Origin of the sequence: Aurantiacibacter rhizosphaerae, from assembly GCF_009807005.1 — a bacterium.
Classification (GTDB): Bacteria; Pseudomonadota; Alphaproteobacteria; order Sphingomonadales; family Sphingomonadaceae; genus Alteraurantiacibacter; species Alteraurantiacibacter rhizosphaerae.
In genome coordinates this window covers 414613-431873 of sequence record NZ_WUBR01000001.1, presented here as the reverse complement: position 1 = coordinate 431873, position 17261 = coordinate 414613, and the positions used below count along the sequence as shown (strand labels likewise).

Genomic DNA, 17261 nt, shown 5'->3' with positions numbered 1-17261 from the left:
TCGGTATCGTGCCGGGGCGGGCCTTGTTATGCTGATCGTCCCACACCAGCCGAACGCAGGAACCTATATGCCCGTTGATATCACCAAAGTCCGCGCCATTGACGTGCATGTGCATGCAGAGGTTTCCTGCCACGATCCCGAAGACCCGGTGATGGGCAAATTCTTCGATGCGGCCTCCGCCTATTTCAAGGCGCCCCGCGAACGGCCCAAGATGCCCGAAATCATCGAGCTTTACCGCGAGACGAACATCGCCTTCTGCATGTTCACCGTCGATGCCGAGAGCGGCATGGGGGCAAAGCGCGTTTCCAATTACGAGGTCGCGGAAATCGCCAACAAGAACGACGATATCTGCATCCCCTTCGCCAGCATCGATCCGCACAAGGGCAAATACGGCGCGCGCGAGGCGCTGGACCTGATCGAGAACCACGGCGTGAAGGGCTTCAAGTTCCACGGCATCGCGCAGAACGCGCATCCGGCGGATCGCATGGGCTATCCCATTTACGAGGTCATCAACGAATACAAGCTGCCCGCCATCTTCCACACCGGCCATTCCGGCATGGGCACAGGAATGCGCGGCGGCGGCGGCATGCGCCTGAAATATGGGGAGCCGATGCTGGTGGATGATGTGGCGGTGGATTTCCCCGACATGAAGATCATCCTCGCCCACCCCAGCTGGCCGTGGGTGGACCAGAGCCTGTCCATGGCGCTGCACAAGGACAATGTCTTCATCGACCTGAGCGGATGGAGCCCCAAGTACTTCCCCAAGCAGGTGATCACCTACGCAAACACGCAGCTGAAGCACAAGATGCTGTTCGGCAGCGATTTCCCGCTGATCCATCCTGACAAGTGGATCAAGGCCGCGAAGGACGTGGGCTTCCGGGACGAGGTGATGCCCGGCATCATGAAGGATAACGCGGCCAAGGTGCTGGGGCTGGCGTGAGCGCAGCGGACCCCGTTGATGTCCGCAACTGGCTGCGGCTTTCGGACAGGGTCACGACATCGGGCGCGCTGGGCAGCGATGATCCCGCCAGGCTGGCGGCCATCGGTACGCAGCGCGTCATCTACCTCGCCATGGCTGACCATCCCGAAGCAGTGCCCGATGCAGCAGCCGCCATGGCCTCCGCTGGCATGGCCTACGCCCATATTCCCGTGCCGTGGGATGCGCCGGAAGAAAGCCATTACATTGCCTTCCGGCAAGCCCTGGAATCGCAAGACAGCCCGGTCCACGTGCATTGCATCATGAACTGGCGCGTCGCGGCCTTCATGTATCGCTGGCACCAAGAGCAAGGCATGCCAGAGCCGGAGGCACGCGCCATAATGGAGCGCGTATGGTCACCCACCACCAGCGAAGAGCCGCATGCGGACAAGTGGGCGCGGTTCATCGGGCTTGTCCCGGCAGAGACACAGCAGAGGAGAGGCGAGACATGAATTTTACAGGCAAGCACATCGTCATCACCGGCGCCTCCACCGGCATCGGCAAGGCCACGGCAGAAAAGGTGCTGGCCCTCGGCGGCAAGGTCACCGTGATCGCCCGCAGCGCGGACAAGCTGGCCGCGCTGAAGGACGCGCATGGCGAGGCGGTAAACGTCGCCGCGGCCGATGTGGCGGATGCCGCCGCGCAGGCCGCCGCTCTCGATAGCGCTGCCGCGTTCGCCCCGATTAATGGTTTGTTCTGCAATGCGGGCACGGGCGGCACCTTCGCGCCGCTGGAAGATTATTCGGACGAAAATTACGACAGCCTGATGGCGGTGAACCAGCACGCCCATTTTCGCGCGGTGCGCCAGGTGATCGGCGCGATGAAGCAGCGCGGCAAGGGTTCCATCGTCATCACCGGCTCTCTGGCAAGCGAGCGCGGCATGGCAATGAATGTCGCCTATGTGATGAGCAAACACGCGATGCTGGGCCTGTCCCGCGCAGCAGCCCTGGAAGGTGCCGCCCATGGCGTGCGCGTGAACTGCATCGTGCCAGGGTTCATCGATACGCCGCTGATGGATGGCATCCCGCCTGACCAGCTTGAACATCTGTCCGGCAATGTACCGCAAAATCGGCTCGGCTCTTCGGAAGAAATTGCCAATGTCGCCGCTTTCCTGCTGTCGGACGAGGCCAGCCATGTTACTGGGCAAAGCTGGGCAGTGGACGGCGGCATCCTTGGTACGCTTGCGGTTCGCTGACACCAGAGGGAGAGAAACAATGCGCGCATGGCTATTGCCTGAAGGTTCCGACGGTTTCGACAAACTCTATATGGACGAGCTGCCAGATCCGGAGCCCGGCCCCGGCCAAGTTGTCGTCGCGCCGTCTGCATGGTCCATCAATTACCGCGATTTCGCGGTTGCATCTGGCAAGTATTTCGGCGGTGCGCTGACGCAGCCGTCCATTCCCCTGTCCGATGGCGCGGGCAAGGTGGTGGCCACTGGCGAGGGCGTGAAATCGCTGCGCGTGGGGGACGAGGTGCAGTCCCTCTTTTTCCAGGGCTGGCTGCACGGCCCGCCGAAAATGGTACCCGCGCTGGGCGATGGCAAGGCGCCGGGCATGCTGGCAGAAAAGGTCGTGCTGGATGAACACGGCGTGATCCCCATCGCGCGCAGCCTGGATATGGAGCAGGCCGCCTGCATGCCATGCGCGGGCGTCACGGCTTGGAACGCGCTGTTCGAAGGCGGCAATCCGCTGAAGGCGGGGCAGAAGGTGCTGGTGCTCGGCTCCGGTGGTGTTTCGCTGATCGCGCTGAAACTGGCCAAGGCCGCCGGGGCAGAAGTGATCGCCACCAGTTCTTCCGATGAAAAGCTGGAGCAGGTGAAGGCGCTGGGCGCGGATCACGTGGTGAATTACAAGGATACGCCCGAATGGGGCGCCTATGTGCAGGAAAAGTTCGGCGGCGCGAACAAGATCGTGGAAGTCGGCGGAACAGGCACGCTGGCGCAAAGCATGAACGCCTGCGCCCCGCTGGCCGAGATCGCTCTGATCGGCGTGCTGGCGGATGGCACCCCGCCAGAACCGCGCGGGCTGATGTTCACCGGATCATCGATCCGCGGCATCTTCGTGGGTTCGGCCAGCATGGCCAGCGAACTCAATGCCTTCGTGGACAAGCATCACCTGACCTTCCCCGTCGGCAAGACATTCGCGTTCGAGGATGCTGACAAGGCCTATGCCCATGGCTGGGGCCCGGACAGCTTCGGCAAGACGGTGATCTCGCTCAACTAGAGGCGGGACTGCGGAACAGGAGCCAGACAATGTGGCAAGTGCGCATCGCCCCGTGCGGGGATTTCGATAATCACGCGTTCCAGTCCGAGTATTTCGGCTGTGAACCCCTGGGCGCCGCGATGGGCGCGGAAATTACCGGTGTGCGCCTGCCCGATCTGGATGGCGAGGGTATTGAAAGCCTGAAGCAGGCACTGTGGAAGCACAAGATGGTGTTCCTGCGCGATCAGCACCTCTCCCATACAGAGCATGAGGAATTTTCCCGCAGACTCGGCCCCTTTGCCGTGGATGCCTACACACAAGGGGTGGAAGGGCACCGCGACGTGCATCCCATTATCAAGGAAGCGGACGAGGTAACGCGCAGCCTGTTTGGCGGCAGCTGGCATACAGACAGCCCCTTCCTCCCCGAACCGCCCAGCATCACCACCCTGCGCCAGCTGGAAGGCCCGCCCTATGGCGGCGACACCACGTGGACGAATACGGCGCTGGCGTTCAATCACCTGTCCGAAACCTATCGTGACATGCTGCGCCCGCTGCGCGTCCATATGAGCGCGGCGAACAATTACGCCACGCAGAACAAGCTGCGCAAAGGCGGGGCCATCAGCTTTGGCGATCCGGCCAAGCATGAGCAGGGCCAGAAGGGCACTTATCATCCGCTGGTGCGCACGCATCCGGCTACGGGAGAGGAAGCGCTGTATATCTGCGAAACCTATTCCACCGGGATCGAGGGGATGACCACACACGAGGCCAAGCCCATCCTCGATTATCTGGTGCAACACGCCACCCAGCATGCCTTCACCTGCCGCCTGCGTTGGGAGCCGGGCACGGTGTGCATGTGGGACAATGCGGCCACCATGCACCTGGGGCCGAACGATTACGACGGTTTCCGCCGCGAAATGTATCGCACGACGATCGCCGGCGGTGTGCCAGCCTAGTTGCCCAGAACGGGACACCCAGCAGGCCGATGTGCATGAGGCAGCAAAATTCTTCCGCAAATTCAGGTACCTGATTCGCGGCACGTGGAAGTATCAATTGTTACCGTCCGGTCTGCAGTCTTGATTTATGATGAGTCCGACTGACCCTCGAAACCGCTCGGCTGGGCTGAATAAGGCTCAACTCATCGCATTTAAAGAACGGTCTGCCGACGCCTGACGCCTTCCCGAAGACCGCGATACGGTCCAAAGTCGGTATCCCCGCGCAGCGATTCCTCAAGCAATTACTGTGACTAAGAAACCATTGATAAATTTTGTTAACGTTTCCCAAACGGGTCTGAACGCTCGCATTGCGTCCCTCGTTTCAGGCAGCGGGCCGACTGTCTAAGACTCGACTTCTATGTGTCTCTTACGTATAGTTTTCTTACTGGACGGAACCTAGGGCGCATCTTGATCGCAGCATTCCGACACAATGTCTTTGCGAATTTGATCAAGTTTAAAAGATAGTTCCACAAGTCCGAAATATTTTAACTAAAACGGGGGGTTTAATCTTATGATTGCCCAAACTATACGCACGTCACTTGTATGTGTGAATTCGCTGTCGCAAGAGGGACTCAAACGTATTCTCAATGACGAAGGGTTTTCGCTGGAGAATACCTTTCCAAGTTGTGATGCCCTGCTGGAAGCTCCATTCGACGATCCGGCAGGTTTCGAGAGCGAACTGCTGCTGCTGGACATTAGTGCGACGAACGATATCGAGGGCGATATTCGTGCGCTTCGTGCGCAGGAGCCCAAGTTACGGATCGTGCTGCTGGCCGATGCCTTTGATTTCGAAACCATGGTGAGCGTGTTCAGCGCAGGCGCCGATGGCTACATCATCAAGGAAATCGATTACCAGCCGTTCCTTGAATCTCTGCGTCTGGTTGCCTTGGGTGAAAAGGTTCTGCCCGGCGCACTGGTGCAGCATCTGCCTGATTTCGGTAAACTGGCCGGCAAGCCGGTGACGGAGGATTCGGAAATCCTTCGCTCCCTGTCAGACAGGGAAATCGAAACGCTGCGGTGCCTGATCATGGGTTACCCCAACAAGGTGATCGCATATCGGCTGGAAATCAGCGAGGCGACCGTGAAGGTCCACGTCAAGGCGATCCTGCGCAAGCTGGCGGTGCAGAACCGCACGCAGGCCGCGATCTGGGCTGTCGGCAATGGCGTTGATCCGCATGTCGATCTTGAACCGCAGAAGCAGGGCTCTGCCTTTGCCTTCGGGTCTTCGATCGGCAGGGCCAAGGCTACCTCGCAAGAGCATGTGCTGCTTGAAATAGCATAGTTTCTGCGCCGTATCGCACCTGTCATGGTCCACCCGAACCGGAGGATCGTGGCAGGTGCGGCGAAGGCTTTTGCTATTCGCCGAAGAAGTTCAGCTCCAGCAGCACGTTGTTCGGGTCTGCGGTGAAGATCTGGCGCAGGCCGATCGCCTCGACCACATTCTCCTGATAATCAGCGCCGCGCGCATCGAGCCGCGCCTTCATCTCGTCATAACCGCTCAGCCGCAGCGCCACGTGATGTAGTGCGCCCGTCAGATCGCCCGGCGTGATGTCGCGATCATATGTGCGCGCACAATCCAGCGAATTGATATGAATGATGGCGCGGCCCTGCGCATCGAACATCCATTGCGCGGTCTGCGGTGTCAGCGGCGGCGGTGCATCGCGGCGCTCCAGCCCCAGCAGGCTTTCATAGAAGCGCGCAGTTCCGTCCAGATCGCCGGTAATGATGTTGATATGATCAAGCGCTTCCACCTGCATGATGCACCTCCTGCCTTTTCGCTGCGGTTTCGCCTTGCACCTGTAGCCGAATATTGTATGCAACACATACTAATTTCGCATACGTGATTCATTCACAACCATGGAGAGGAGCCAATCATGGCCGACAATCTGGAACAAGTGCTGGCAAAAGCTAACGGCGATATCGTCGGTCAGCTGCGCAACAATCAAATCGGTGCCTATGTGTACCCCGTCGTCGCCCCGGAATTTTCCAACTGGCGTGATGAGCAGTGGGCTTGGCAGCACGGCGCCGTGCTGTTCGACCAGTCGCACCACATGTTCGATCTCTACATCAACGGTCCGGACGCGCACAAGCTGCTGTCAGACACGATGATCAACTCCTCCAAGGGCTGGCAGGTCGACAAGGCCAAGCAGTACGTCCCCACCACGCCTTATGGCCACGTGATCGGTGACGGCATCATCTTCTGGCTGGCCGAAGAAGAATTCGTCTATGTCGGCCGCGCACCTGCTGCCAACTGGCTGATGTACCAGGCCGAAAAGGGCGGTTACAACGTGGAGATCATCAATGATCCGCGTTCGCCCAGCCGCCCGATGGGCAAGCCGGTGAAGCGCATTTCGTGGCGCTTCCAGATCCAGGGCCCGCGCGCCTGGGACGTGATCGAGAAGCTCAACGGCGAAAAGCTCGACAAGCTGAAGTTCTTCAACATGTCCGACATGAAGATCGGCAACAAGCGCGTGCGCACCCTGCGTCACGGCATGGCCGGTTCGCCGGGCTTGGAGCTCTGGGGTCCGTATGAAGACCAGGAATATATCCGCGACGAGATCCTGAAGGCTGGCGAAGAATTCGGCCTGATCCCGGTCGGCAGCCGCGCTTACCCGTCGAACACGCTGGAATCCGGCTGGATCCCCAGCCCGCTGCCCGCGATCTACACCGGCGACAAGCTGGAAGATTATCGCAAGTGGCTGGGTGCCGACAGCTATGAAGCCACCGGCTCCATCGGCGGTTCGTTCATCGGTGACACCATCGAGGACTACTACCTCAACCCGTACGAGTTGGGCTATGGCCCGTTCGTGAAGTTCGACCATGATTTCCACGGTGCAGACGCGCTGAAGGAAATCGCCGAGAACGCCAAGGAAGACCAGCGCAAGAAGGTTACGCTGGAATGGAATGCGGACGATATGAAGAAGATCGTCGGCTCCATGTTCGATCCTGAGGGTGAGCAGTACAAGTTCTTCGACCTGCCGCTCGCCAACTATGCCAACTCCAACTACGACAAGGTCGTGGATGCAGGCGGCAACACGGTCGGCCTGTCGATGTTCACCGGCTATAGCTGGAACGAGAAGAAGGCACTGTCGCTCGCAACCGTCGATCCGGAAATCCCTTTGGGCACCGAACTCGAAGTTGTCTGGGGCGAAGAAAACGGCGGAACCGAGAAGACCACCGTCGAGCCGCACAAGCAGATCAACGTGAAGGCCATCGTCTCTCCCGTACCTTACGGCAAGATGGCAGCCGACACCTACGCCACCGGCTGGCGTACGTCGCGCAAGTCCTGAGACCTGCAAACCACTTGAGAAACGGCCCGCGCATCACCACGATGCGCGGGCCTTTTCATGTCCGGGAGAAACAAGCATGGCCAAATACGTCCTCGTTCACGGCGCCTGGGGCGGCAGCCACACCTGGGGCGATGTACCCGCCCGGCTGGAGGCAGAGGGGCACCGCGCGCTCAATTGCACCCTGCCCGGCCTTGGCACCCGGCAGGACGAACTGCATCCCGGCATCACCCTCACCGATCATGTGGACGATGTGTGCCGCCAGATTGCCGAAGCGGGGCTGGAGACATTCATCCTTGCTGGCCATTCCTATGGCGGCATGGTGATCTCCGCCGTCGCCAGCCGCCTTGCCCGGCAGATAGAGGCGATCTGCTATGTCGATGCGTTCATGCCCGAGAGCGACCAGTCGCTGTGGGACATTACCGGCGATTTCGAGCATAACTGGTATGTCGATACGCAGCGCCACCAGCCCGGCTATGTGACGCCGATCGGCTCAATCGATTTCACCCATGTTCCCGGCAAGGTGGGCTTCCATCCCTTGCTCACACTGCTGGAAGCCATTCCCTTTTCTGGCGAGGAACAGTCGATCCCGAAGAAATGCTATATCTTCGCCACCGGATACCAGCCCACGCCCTTCATCGATTTTGCGGAGAAGGCGCGGTCTTTGGGTTGGGAGTATCATGAGACGGCAACGGACCATTTCGTGATGCAGAACGATCCCGATACGACTGTGAAGGTGCTGCTGGGTCTGGCGGGCTGACCTGAAGGCAGCGTTACGCGCCGCCGTGGCTTCAGAGGCGGTTGCGCCGTGTCAGCGCAGCTTCGCTTTCCTGCATCAGTTGCGCGATGATCTCTGCCACAGGCTCTTCCGCTTTTACCATGCCGACAGACTGGCCTGCCATCAGCGAGCCGTTTTCAACGTCGCCATCGATCACCGCGCGGCGCAATGCGCCTGCCCAATAGTGCTCGATCTGCAATTGCGCTTCGGCCATCGCGATTTCCTCGCGGTCCAGCACGGAGGCGACTTCGCGCTGCTTGGCGGTGAATTCCTCCGTGCCCTTGTTCTTCAGGGCGCGCACGGGGATCACCGGCAGGCGCGCATCAACCTGCACCGATGCCACGGCATCGCGGGCACTGGCGCGGAAGAAGGCTTTCTTGAAATCGGGATGGGCAATGCTCTCCGTAGCGCAGGCAAAGCGGGTGCCCAGCTGCACGCCCGCTGCGCCCATTTCCAGATAGCCGGCAATCATGTCACCCTTGCCGATGCCGCCGGCTACGAACACGATGTTCTCGGCCGCGAGTTCGGGCAGGATTTCCTGCGCCAGTACGCTGGTGGACACAGGGCCGATGTGGCCGCCTGCTTCCATCCCCTCTATCACCAGCGCATCTGCGCCTGAACGCAGCAGCTTCTTGCCCAGAGCCAGCATCGGGGCAAAGCAGATGAGCTTGGCACCCTTCTGCTTGATCGCATCCACACTGCCCTTGGGCGGCAGGCCGCCTGCCAGCACCACATGCGTAACCTCGTGCTTTGCGCACACATCGATCAGGTCGAACAGGTCCGGGTGCATGGTGATCAGGTTCACGCCGAAGGGCTTGTCCGTCAGCGCCTTGGTCGCGGCGATTTCGGCATCCAGCAGTTCGGGCGTCATCGCCCCGCAGGCAATCACGCCGAAACCGCCCGCATTGCTGATGGCGGACACCAGCTTGCGTTCCGACACCCAGCTCATCGCGCCGCACATGATGGCGTGCTGAGAGCCGAGGAATTCATTGCCGCGCGCCATCAGCGCAGACGTTCTGGAATAGCTTGTCATGCGCCTGCCCTTAGGCGGAAGACTTCCCGATGTCATCAGGGCCGTCGTCGCCGGATACGACATCGTCCGGGCTATCCAGTCCATAGGCGGTGTGCAGAACGCGCACGGCCAGCTCGGTCTCATCCTCGTCGATCAGGACCGAGACCTTGATTTCCGAGGTGGAGATGGCCTGCACGTTGATGCCGCGATCGGCCAGCGATTTGAACATGGTGGCAGCAACGCCCGTGTGGCTTTTCATGCCCATGCCCACGACGGAGATTTTCGCCACCCGCACATCGGTGATGATGCGGTTGAAGCCAAGAGCTTCCTGCTTGTCTTCCAGCAGGGCCTGCGCGCGCGCCAGTTCGGCCTGGGGCACGGTGAAGGTCACGTCGGTCTCGCCCTTGTCGCGGCCCACGTTCTGGATGATCATATCCACATTGATGCCCGCTTCGCCCAGCGGGGTGAAGATATCGGCCACGGCGCCCGGCTTGTCCGGCACGCGGGTCAGCACGACGCGGGCTTCGTTCTTGTCATGGGCGATGCCCGTTACGGACTGGCGTTCCATATTCGTATCCTCGAGAATTTTCTGCATCTCTGCTTCGGAAACTATCATCGTGCCGGGCAGCGTATCGGCAGGAGGCGATCCTTCATCCACGAAGGAGGACAGGACCTGCACGGGCACGTTATGCTTCATGGCCAGGCTGACAGAACGCGTCTGCAGCACCTTCGCGCCGACGGAAGCCAGCTCCAGCATCTCCTCGTAGGAGACATATTTGATCTTGCGCGCACGCGCTACGATGCGCGGGTCCGTGGTGTAGACGCCGTCCACATCGGTGTAGATATCGCAGCGATCGGCACCCACGGCGGCCGCAATGGCCACGGCAGAGGTGTCGGACCCGCCGCGGCCCATGGTGGTGATACGCTCCAGATCGGAAACGCCCTGGAAACCGGGGATCACGGCGATCTCGCCCGATGCCATCGAATCGCCCAGCCGCTCCGCATGGATTTCACCCACACGGGCGTTGGCATGGGCGGAGAATGTCTTCACCGGCAATTGCCAGCCCAGCCAGCTGCGCGCCTTGCAGCCCATCGCCTGCAGGGTGAGTGCCAGCAGGCCTGCGGTTACCTGTTCGCCGCTGGATACCACCACGTCATATTCCGCAGGGTCATACAGCGGATTCGCCTCGCGGCAGAAGTTGACGAGGCGATCCGTCTCGCCCGCCATTGCGCTCACCACCACGGCAACCTCGTTACCGCCAGCGGCCTGAGCGCGCACGATATTGGCAACGCGGCGTATGCGTTCGGTCCCTGCGACCGACGTACCGCCAAATTTCATCACGATCCGGGCCAAGTTTAGTGCCTCATGCGTTAGTCTGGTTGAAACCCTCGCGCGCTGTTAGGGAGCATGCATGCCAGACGCAACTGTCACATCTGCAACCAGTCCTGCAACCATCCGTCCGGAGGAGGCCGCGCACTTCGGCGCGCTGGCCGCCGAATGGTGGGATCCCAAGGGCAGTTCCGCCATGCTGCACAAGCTGAACCCCGTGCGCCTGGGCTTTATCCGGGATGCGATAGACATGCACTGGGGCGGCGATATCGAGGGGGCGAAACCGCTGGCGGAAAAGCGCGCGCTGGATGTCGGCTGCGGCGCGGGCCTGCTGTGCGAACCACTGGCGCGCCTTGGCGGCGAAGTCACCGGAGTCGACGCCTCGCCCGAGAACACGCAGGCCGCCGCTGCTCATGCGGACGGTGCGGGGCTGGATATCCGCTATATCCCCGGCGAACTCGGCTCTGCCGGTCTCGGCCATTTCGATCTTGTCACCAGCATGGAAGTGATCGAGCATGTGGAGGACAAGCAGGCCTTCATCGTGCAGCTCGCCGCGCATCTGGCGCCCGAAGGCCTGATGGTGCTTTCCACCCCCAACCGCACGCTGAAAAGCCGCACGCTTCTGATCGGCGCGGCCGAGGCTGTGGGCGCGGTGCCGAAGGGTACGCATCACTGGGAAGACTTTGTCACGCCGGAGGAACTGGAAACTCTGCTGGAGGACGCGGGGCTTTCGATGGGCGAACCCAAAGGCATCGCCTTTTCCGTAGGCAAGGGGCTGCATCTGTCGGACGACATGAGCCTGAATTACATCGTCACGGCGCGGCATCGCCCTGCTTGATCGCACCCGGATCGGCCGGGCTAAGCTTTGCGGGGTCATCGGTGAAGACGCCGTCCACCCCGGCGCTTTTCAGCATGGCAATCAGCGCTGACAGATCGCCAGCCTCGGCATCATCGTCAGAGGAGCGCAGCACTTGGGGAAGAAAGGCGTTCTCCTTTCGCGCACTCCAGCCGTGCACCACGAGTCCGGCGGCATGCGCATTTTTGGAAACGCCCGTGGAAGCGCCAGTCTCATTCAGCAGCAGCGGTATCGCCGCGCCGATCCCGTCGGCATATTCGGCGATAGCGGCCAGACCTGACGGAGAAACCATTTCGTCATAGCTGCGGGATGGATCGTCTGCGGTCACGCCGTCAGCTTCGATCAATTGCACCAGCGGAAGATCGGTCATCCTGTTCAACCGCTTCAGCGGCTCCACCTCAAAGCTCTGGATAAACACCGGGCCGCCTTCGCCCACATATCCGGCAGCGTGCAACTGCTCCACCAGCAGGGCGACAACATCGTGCCCGATGCTGGCAAAGTATGATGGGTGTTTGATCTCGGGATAAATGCCGATCACCCGGCCCGTCTCCGCCTCCTTGGCGCGAACGAGCGTGATAATCTCCGTCAGCGTCGGCACCTGGTAAAGGCCATCGAACAGGGCGTTTTTCGGGCGGATGTCCGGCAAACGCTCGGTTGCCCGCAAAGTGCGCAGTTCGGCCAGCGTGAAATCTTCTGTGAACCAGCCGGTCATTTCCTGCCCGTCAATCGTGCGGGTGGTGAGACGGGCCGCGAATTCGGGGCGCTCGCCCACATCGGTGGTGCCCGAAATCTCGTTCTCGTGCCGCGCCACCAGCACGCCATCCTGCGTCGGCACCAAATCGATCTCGATAAAATCCGCGCCCTGCTCAATCGCCAGTTCATAAGCCGCCAGCGTGTGTTCGGGCCGATCCCCGCTTGCGCCGCGATGGGCAATCACCAGTATTTCGCTCTCCTGTGCTGCAACTGATGTTGCGCAGCAAAGCGTTGTTATTGAAAGGAACAGTGCGAAACATACCCCGCGCGCCAGATCAGTCTTCGCCATCGGCGTTCTCGCTTTCCCGTGTTGCGATTTCCTTGAATGCCGCGTCCTCACCCTTCACCAGATCGCGCCCTGCGGCGATCCAGTGTTCCGCCTCCTCCAGCCCGCCTTGCGTGCTTTCCGTCCGGGAAGAGGCAAGGATGCGGTGGGCGCTGTCTCCCAAGGCAAGCTGCGCGCGGCGAGAGAATGTGCGCCACTGGCCCACACGCGTTTCGATCTTTTCCCTGCGCCAGCGACCGCGCAGGGTCCGCGTGGCCACGCGGCTGACGTATTCCAGATTATCTTCCAGACCCATCACAGCCGATTGCATGTCGCGCACGGCGCCATCGACTTTCTCCCGGCTGCAATCTCCACCTTCTCGCTTCGCCAGGGCGGTGCGCAGGTTTTCAAACGCTTCGATGGCCTTGCCCCCTTCGCGGCGGATGATGGCTAAGGGGTTGGGCGTCAGCAGCACCTGGCTGAAGATCAGCGCCACGATGCCGCCAATCATAGCGTCCACCACCCGCGAAAAGCTTTGTACGTCCTGCCCTTCCACCAGCACGATTACCGTGGAAACGCCTGCCTGAATGCCCACGATTGGCTGCACCTTAAATGCCAGCGCCGCCATCATCGAAAGGAACACCGCCGCGCCCAGTATCACCGGATGCGCGCCGCCCGCCACGGCCAGCGCCAACTCACCGATCACAATCCCGGCAATCACGCCCACCAGCAGGCCCAGTGCCTGTTTTGAATGGCTGGGCAGCCCCGGCGCCAGGCAGACGACGGCGGTGACCGCGGCAAACAGCGGGGTGTGCTCCCCGCCGAAAATCAGCAGGCCCAGCCACCATGCGATGCCCGCCGCCAATGCGGATTCCAGCGTTTCGCGAAACGCGCTTCTCCAGTTGTTCAGCAAGGCTGCGATCATGGACGCATCACCGCAGCAGGTTTTCCCATTCGCTGGGGGTGAAGCCCACCAGCACGCTGTCCCCATCGTCCGTTTCCAGCACGGGCCGCTTTATAATGCTGGGGTGCTCCCGCATCAGGGCGATGGCTTTCGCCCTGTCCATATTCGCCTTCTGCGCATCATCCAGCTTGCGAAAAGTGGTGCCGCGCCGGTTCAGCAGGATTTCCCAGCCACATCGATCGGCCCAGCGTTCCAGCTTTTGCGCATCCGCGCCTTCTTTCTTGTAATCGTGGAAGGTGTATTCATGCCCCTGCGCATCCATCCATTTGCGCGCCTTCTTCACCGTGTCGCAATTGGGAATACCGTAGAGATGGATGGTCATGCTTGCGCGCCTTTGCAGTTAATGTGGAACACCTGGAACACTGTTCTAGGGCGAAAAACACGAGGATGTCAGCGCCGCTGTTCAAAGGGCGTGAGAATAATTTGTTTAGCAGGTTTCATCCGGCTGCTTTTGTCAGTGGGCACGGTGTAGGACAGTTCAGGGAAAGCGGTGGATCGACGGGTTCTCGCATGCAAAGATCGTGTATTCGCCGTACCAGCGGGCGCGCCCGTCTGCCTGCGCTACATTGTGCTCGGCCACCCGGCCCCATGCCTTGGCAGCGCCCTTGTCCCTCCATTCGGAGATCGCAACCGTCTCACCATCATCGGCAAGGTAGCTTTTGAAGGATAGATAGCCCGGCTGCTGCCTCGCCAGCGTTTCCATCGCCTGCGCCTGCGCATCATAGGCGGCGCGGTCGATATCGGCGCGTTTGCGGCTGCGAAAGACGACGAGATACATCGCACCGGAGTAGCCAAGGCCCGCCCGGTGTCAATTCACGCCAGCTCTCGCAAGTGCCATGCGGCGCGCAACATCGATCAGAAAATGCGGAAGTCCACGATCCGGCCATCGCTGCGGAATGTGCAGGTGAAATTGTCCCGCCTGGTGTCACGCGTTTCAAGATTGCCATCCACGCGCACCGTATCGCGGGTGATCTGATCCACGCGCGTCACACGCACACGGTCACGCGAATTGTCATCCGCCTCGCGCCCGCAAGCGCTCACGGCGGCACGCTCAAACTGGCTGAGTTCGCGATCGCCCGGATCATTGGTGCCAAGGATGCCGCCCAGCAAGCCGCCCAGCGGGTTGCCGCCATAACCGGGGGACGCAGCGCAACCGCACAGCAAAAGGGTGCAGGTCAGAACGGCAGGAAGAATGGATTTACGCATCTGAAGATCTCCATTGATTAGATCCGCAAAGCGCCATCTCACGCCCGGACATAGGAACTACGATGCCCGCAAGCTCTTGTTCCAATTCAATGAGATAATTGGCTGGCGCGCTAGCCCAGATTGGCGTCGGCAATGGCCACGGCCAGTGCATCGGCGGCGTCTGCCCCGGCAAGCATCGCGCCGGGCAACAGCACCTTCAGCATCGCCTGCACCTGGGCCTTGTCCGCGCCGCCGGTGCCGACGACAGCCTTCTTCACCAGCCGCGCAGCATGTTCGCGCACCTCCAGCCCCGCACTGCCGCACGCGGCCAGCACAGCGCCGCGCGCCTGTGCCAGCTTGATGGTGGACTGCGCGTTCTTGTTGGCGAACACCTCCTCTGCCGCAGCGCGATCGGGCCGGTGCGCGGCGATGATTTCGGCGATGCCGGAATGGAGGGCAGCCAGCCGCTGTACCATCGGTGCCTTGGGCGATGTGGGAATCTGCCCGTTGGCGATGTGCGAGATGCGGCTGCCCTCAACCCTGATCACGCCCCAGCCTGTGCAACTGAGCGATGGGTCGAGGCCGAGGATAATCACCCTGTTGGCTTACCCTTCGATCTTCTCCATCACCTCGTCGGAGATATCGTAATTGCCCCACACGGTCTGCACGTCGTCATCGTCGTCCAGCACGTCGATCAGCTTCAGCAGGGTGGCGGCGTTCTTCTCGTCCATGTCGACGGTGATGTTGGGCTTCCACGCCAGCTTCACGGTTTCCGCTTCGCCGAGCGACTTTTCCAGGTCGCCTGCCACCTGGTGCAGGTCGTCCGCCGCGGTCCAGATTTCGTGGCCGTCCTCGGTCGAGGTGATGTCCTCCGCGCCCGCTTCCATGGCCGCTTCCAGCACCTTGTCTTCGCTGCCGACATCGGCGGGATAGACGATGAAGCCCAGCCGTTCGAAGCCGTGCTGCACGCTGCCCTCGGTGCCCAGATTGCCGCCATGCTTGCTGAAGGCGGTGCGCACAGCGGTGGCGGTGCGGTTGCGGTTGTCGGTCAGGGTTTCCACGATGATGGCGCTGCCGCCGGGGCCATAGCCCTCGTAACGCACCTCTTCGTAGTTCTCGTCATCACCGGCGGTCGCCTTGTCGATGGCGCGCTGGATATTGTCCTTCGGCATGGACTGCGCCTTGGCCGTGTTGACGGCGAGGCGCAGGCGCGGGTTCATGTCAGGATCGGGCGTGCCCATCTTCGCCGCCACGGTGATTTCGCGGCTGAGCTTGGAAAACAGGTTCGAACGCTTCTTATCCTGCGCACCCTTGCGGTGCATGATGTTCTTGAATTTGGAATGGCCTGCCATGATGGTTCTTCTAACGGGTGCTGAAAGTAAAAGCGGGGCCTAGCCCAGCCCCGCTTTTGCTTCAACACATCATGGCATTGATTATCCGCTCACTACGGTCCCGCCATTGGGATGCAGCACTTGGCCGGACATGTAGGAACTGTCCTCGCAGGCAAGGAACAGGAAGGCTGGCGCCACTTCATTGGGCTCGCCCGCGCGGCCCATCGGCGTGTCGGTGCCCCAGTCGTCCATCTCCTCCTCCGGCATGCCGCCGCAGGGGTTGAGCGGCGTCCAGATCGGGCCGGGCGCCACGCCGTTCACGCGGATGCCGTCTTCGATAAGCTGGCCGGACAGCGATCGGGTAAACGCCGTGATCGCGCCCTTGGTGGCGGAGTAATCCAGCAGGATCGGCGCGCCCTGGTACATGGTGATGGAGGTGCAGTTCACGATGGTCGCGCCGCGCTTCAGGTGGGGCCGCACGGCCTGCGCCAGATAGAACATCGAGTAGATGTTGGACTGGAACGTGCGCTGCAATTGCTCCGGCGTGATGTCAGTCACGTCGTAATCGGGGTGCTGCTCGCCCGCGATCTGGATCAGGCTGTCGATCTGGCCAAAGCGTTCCATCACCGCATCGACGAAGCCCTGCGCGTGTTTCGGATCGCCCAAATCTCCGGCGGACAGCAGCACTTCCGCACCTTCCGCCTCGCACAATTCGCGCGTTTTCCTGGCGTCGTCATGCTCGCTGAGATAGGCGATGGCCACCTTCGCGCCTTCGCGGGCGAACAGCACGGCGGTGGCACGGCCGATGCCGCTGTCCGCGCCCGTCACGATGGCGACCTTGCCCTTCATGCGGCCGGAACCGGGATAGCGCGGTTCCCATTCGGGCTTGCGATCCAGCGCGCTTTCATGGCCGGGCATATCCGGCTCTTCCGCGATGGGCTGGTTGAAGGTGGCGTCCTGCGATTTGTGCAAAGTGTCGGTCATTTTCGGTAATCCTGCAAATAGGGGGTTTGCAGAATCAACGGACCGGACGGAGGCGGCGTTCCGCACGCCGCCTCCATAAAGGCTCAACCCATCCCGAGAGCGGCCTTGTAGGTATCCAGGATCATTTCCTGCTCGCTACGGTCGTTGGGTTCCATCTTCCGCAGGCGCACGATCTGGCGCATGATCTTGGGGTCGTAACCCACGGCCTTGGCTTCTGCGTAAACGTCGCGAATGTCGTCGGCGATGCCCTTCTTTTCCTCTTCAAGGCGTTCGATACGCTCGATCAGCAGGCGCAGGCGGTCGTCGGTGGCTTCAGCCATTGGAATAGTGCTCCGGTAAGAATGTGA

21 protein-coding genes are annotated in these 17261 nt (G+C 61.1%); 9 read left to right on the top strand and 12 right to left on the bottom strand.

Translation table 11 applies throughout. The features are described from left to right. The first annotated feature begins 67 nt into the window (after positions 1-67). The 6 genes from GRF63_RS02070 (at position 68) to GRF63_RS02045 (ending at position 5451) form a co-directional block, all read left to right on the top strand. A complete protein-coding gene (locus tag GRF63_RS02070) occupies positions 68-940 on the top strand; it encodes an amidohydrolase family protein (protein ID WP_160484352.1) in 873 nt (290 codons plus the stop codon). Then, entirely contained in the window at positions 937-1428 is a 492-nt protein-coding gene (locus GRF63_RS02065; RefSeq protein ID WP_160484351.1) for a beta-lactamase hydrolase domain-containing protein, read from the top strand. Before GRF63_RS02070 ends, GRF63_RS02065 begins: the two co-directional genes overlap by 4 nt. Further along, the gene (locus GRF63_RS02060; RefSeq protein WP_160484350.1) at positions 1425-2171 is read left to right on the top strand and encodes an SDR family NAD(P)-dependent oxidoreductase; all 747 of its coding nucleotides are present in this window, start codon (positions 1425-1427) and stop codon (positions 2169-2171) included. The genes GRF63_RS02065 and GRF63_RS02060 overlap by 4 nt, the downstream gene beginning before the upstream one ends. 19 nt (positions 2172-2190) lie before the next feature. Then, the gene (locus GRF63_RS02055; protein ID WP_160484349.1) at positions 2191-3198 is read left to right on the top strand and encodes a zinc-dependent alcohol dehydrogenase family protein; all 1008 of its coding nucleotides are present in this window, start codon (positions 2191-2193) and stop codon (positions 3196-3198) included. Between the two features lie 29 nt (positions 3199-3227). Further along, entirely contained in the window at positions 3228-4130 is a 903-nt protein-coding gene (locus GRF63_RS02050; protein WP_160484348.1) for a TauD/TfdA dioxygenase family protein, read from the top strand. Positions 4131-4716: 586 nt separating this feature from the next. After that, positions 4717-5451 (top strand): LuxR C-terminal-related transcriptional regulator, encoded by a 735-nt coding sequence (locus tag GRF63_RS02045; protein WP_160484347.1) that lies wholly within the window; start codon positions 4717-4719, stop codon positions 5449-5451. Positions 5452-5524: 73 nt separating this feature from the next. Here the strand turns inward: GRF63_RS02045 and GRF63_RS02040 are convergent, their stop codons facing one another. Then, complete coding sequence (locus GRF63_RS02040) at positions 5525-5926, bottom strand: VOC family protein (RefSeq protein WP_160484346.1); 402 nt, start codon at positions 5924-5926, stop codon at positions 5525-5527. A 117-nt stretch (positions 5927-6043) separates the two neighbouring features. Here GRF63_RS02040 and ligM point away from each other — a divergent pair, with 117 nt between their 5' ends. Beyond that, the gene (gene ligM, locus GRF63_RS02035) at positions 6044-7459 is read left to right on the top strand and encodes a vanillate/3-O-methylgallate O-demethylase (protein WP_160484345.1); all 1416 of its coding nucleotides are present in this window, start codon (positions 6044-6046) and stop codon (positions 7457-7459) included. 76 nt (positions 7460-7535) lie between these two features. Next, entirely contained in the window at positions 7536-8216 is a 681-nt protein-coding gene (locus GRF63_RS02030) for an alpha/beta fold hydrolase (protein ID WP_160484344.1), read from the top strand. A 31-nt stretch (positions 8217-8247) separates the two neighbouring features. Here the strand turns inward: GRF63_RS02030 and GRF63_RS02025 are convergent, their stop codons facing one another. Together GRF63_RS02025 and GRF63_RS02020 are read right to left on the bottom strand one after the other, a co-directional pair. Continuing rightward, a complete protein-coding gene (locus GRF63_RS02025) occupies positions 8248-9267 on the bottom strand; it encodes an NAD(P)H-dependent flavin oxidoreductase (RefSeq protein ID WP_160484343.1) in 1020 nt (339 codons plus the stop codon). A 10-nt stretch (positions 9268-9277) separates the two neighbouring features. Beyond that, on the bottom strand, positions 9278-10600 hold the full coding sequence (locus GRF63_RS02020) for an aspartate kinase (protein WP_160484342.1): 1323 nt from the start codon (positions 10598-10600) through the stop codon (positions 9278-9280). A gap of 58 nt (positions 10601-10658) precedes the next feature. On the opposite strand from GRF63_RS02020, the gene ubiG reads away from it, so the two are divergent. Further along, on the top strand, positions 10659-11414 hold the full coding sequence (ubiG, locus tag GRF63_RS02015; protein WP_160484341.1) for a bifunctional 2-polyprenyl-6-hydroxyphenol methylase/3-demethylubiquinol 3-O-methyltransferase UbiG: 756 nt from the start codon (positions 10659-10661) through the stop codon (positions 11412-11414). On the opposite strand, the gene GRF63_RS02010 is transcribed toward ubiG, so the two are convergent. The 9 genes from GRF63_RS02010 to GRF63_RS01970 all read right to left on the bottom strand — a co-directional run bounded on the left by GRF63_RS02010 (position 11389) and on the right by GRF63_RS01970 (position 17234). Continuing rightward, positions 11389-12474, bottom strand: coding sequence for a glycerophosphodiester phosphodiesterase (locus GRF63_RS02010; RefSeq protein ID WP_160484340.1), 1086 nt, complete (start codon positions 12472-12474; stop codon positions 11389-11391). The two genes, ubiG and GRF63_RS02010, sit on opposite strands and share 26 nt — an antisense overlap. Further along, positions 12461-13375, bottom strand: coding sequence for an FUSC family protein (locus GRF63_RS02005; protein ID WP_160484339.1), 915 nt, complete (start codon positions 13373-13375; stop codon positions 12461-12463). Before GRF63_RS02005 ends, GRF63_RS02010 begins: the two co-directional genes overlap by 14 nt. A gap of 7 nt (positions 13376-13382) precedes the next feature. Next, on the bottom strand, positions 13383-13736 hold the full coding sequence (locus GRF63_RS02000) for an ArsC family reductase (RefSeq protein ID WP_160484338.1): 354 nt from the start codon (positions 13734-13736) through the stop codon (positions 13383-13385). Positions 13737-13892: 156 nt separating this feature from the next. After that, entirely contained in the window at positions 13893-14192 is a 300-nt protein-coding gene (locus GRF63_RS01995) for an antibiotic biosynthesis monooxygenase family protein (protein ID WP_160484337.1), read from the bottom strand. Between the two features lie 77 nt (positions 14193-14269). Beyond that, positions 14270-14620, bottom strand: a complete 351-nt coding sequence (locus tag GRF63_RS01990; protein ID WP_202131538.1) for a hypothetical protein — start codon at positions 14618-14620, stop codon at positions 14270-14272. A gap of 110 nt (positions 14621-14730) precedes the next feature. Further along, positions 14731-15195 (bottom strand): crossover junction endodeoxyribonuclease RuvC, encoded by a 465-nt coding sequence (gene ruvC, locus GRF63_RS01985; RefSeq protein ID WP_160484336.1) that lies wholly within the window; start codon positions 15193-15195, stop codon positions 14731-14733. A 9-nt stretch (positions 15196-15204) separates the two neighbouring features. Further along, positions 15205-15951 carry a YebC/PmpR family DNA-binding transcriptional regulator gene (locus GRF63_RS01980; RefSeq protein WP_160484335.1) on the bottom strand — a complete coding sequence of 249 codons (747 nt, stop codon included), beginning with the start codon at positions 15949-15951 and terminating at the stop codon, positions 15205-15207. A gap of 81 nt (positions 15952-16032) precedes the next feature. Beyond that, entirely contained in the window at positions 16033-16914 is an 882-nt protein-coding gene (locus GRF63_RS01975) for an SDR family oxidoreductase (RefSeq protein ID WP_202131537.1), read from the bottom strand. Between the two features lie 83 nt (positions 16915-16997). Then, positions 16998-17234 carry a DUF2312 domain-containing protein gene (locus GRF63_RS01970; RefSeq protein WP_160484334.1) on the bottom strand — a complete coding sequence of 79 codons (237 nt, stop codon included), beginning with the start codon at positions 17232-17234 and terminating at the stop codon, positions 16998-17000. Between the last annotated feature and the right edge of the window lie 27 nt (positions 17235-17261).

Bases quoted from the DNA above. Each gene is read 5' to 3' on its own strand.
- GRF63_RS01975 (WP_202131537.1), bottom strand. From the start codon at position 16,914: ATGACCGACACTTTGCACAAATCGCAGGACGCCACCTTCAACCAGCCC.
- GRF63_RS01970 (WP_160484334.1), bottom strand. From the start codon at position 17,234: ATGGCTGAAGCCACCGACGACCGCCTGCGCCTGCTGATCGAGCGTATC.
- GRF63_RS02005 (WP_160484339.1), bottom strand. From the start codon at position 13,375: ATGATCGCAGCCTTGCTGAACAACTGGAGAAGCGCGTTTCGCGAAACG.
- GRF63_RS02000 (WP_160484338.1), bottom strand. From the start codon at position 13,736: ATGACCATCCATCTCTACGGTATTCCCAATTGCGACACGGTGAAGAAG.
- GRF63_RS02040 (WP_160484346.1), bottom strand. From the start codon at position 5,926: ATGCAGGTGGAAGCGCTTGATCATATCAACATCATTACCGGCGATCTG.
- ligM (WP_160484345.1), top strand. From the start codon at position 6,044: ATGGCCGACAATCTGGAACAAGTGCTGGCAAAAGCTAACGGCGATATC.
- GRF63_RS01990 (WP_202131538.1), bottom strand. From the start codon at position 14,620: ATGCGTAAATCCATTCTTCCTGCCGTTCTGACCTGCACCCTTTTGCTG.
- GRF63_RS02010 (WP_160484340.1), bottom strand. From the start codon at position 12,474: ATGGCGAAGACTGATCTGGCGCGCGGGGTATGTTTCGCACTGTTCCTT.
- ubiG (WP_160484341.1), top strand. From the start codon at position 10,659: ATGCCAGACGCAACTGTCACATCTGCAACCAGTCCTGCAACCATCCGT.
- GRF63_RS02055 (WP_160484349.1), top strand. From the start codon at position 2,191: ATGCGCGCATGGCTATTGCCTGAAGGTTCCGACGGTTTCGACAAACTC.
- GRF63_RS02060 (WP_160484350.1), top strand. From the start codon at position 1,425: ATGAATTTTACAGGCAAGCACATCGTCATCACCGGCGCCTCCACCGGC.
- GRF63_RS02050 (WP_160484348.1), top strand. From the start codon at position 3,228: ATGTGGCAAGTGCGCATCGCCCCGTGCGGGGATTTCGATAATCACGCG.
- GRF63_RS02030 (WP_160484344.1), top strand. From the start codon at position 7,536: ATGGCCAAATACGTCCTCGTTCACGGCGCCTGGGGCGGCAGCCACACC.
- GRF63_RS01995 (WP_160484337.1), bottom strand. From the start codon at position 14,192: ATGTATCTCGTCGTCTTTCGCAGCCGCAAACGCGCCGATATCGACCGC.
- GRF63_RS02070 (WP_160484352.1), top strand. From the start codon at position 68: ATGCCCGTTGATATCACCAAAGTCCGCGCCATTGACGTGCATGTGCAT.
- GRF63_RS02025 (WP_160484343.1), bottom strand. From the start codon at position 9,267: ATGACAAGCTATTCCAGAACGTCTGCGCTGATGGCGCGCGGCAATGAA.
- GRF63_RS01980 (WP_160484335.1), bottom strand. From the start codon at position 15,951: ATGGCAGGCCATTCCAAATTCAAGAACATCATGCACCGCAAGGGTGCG.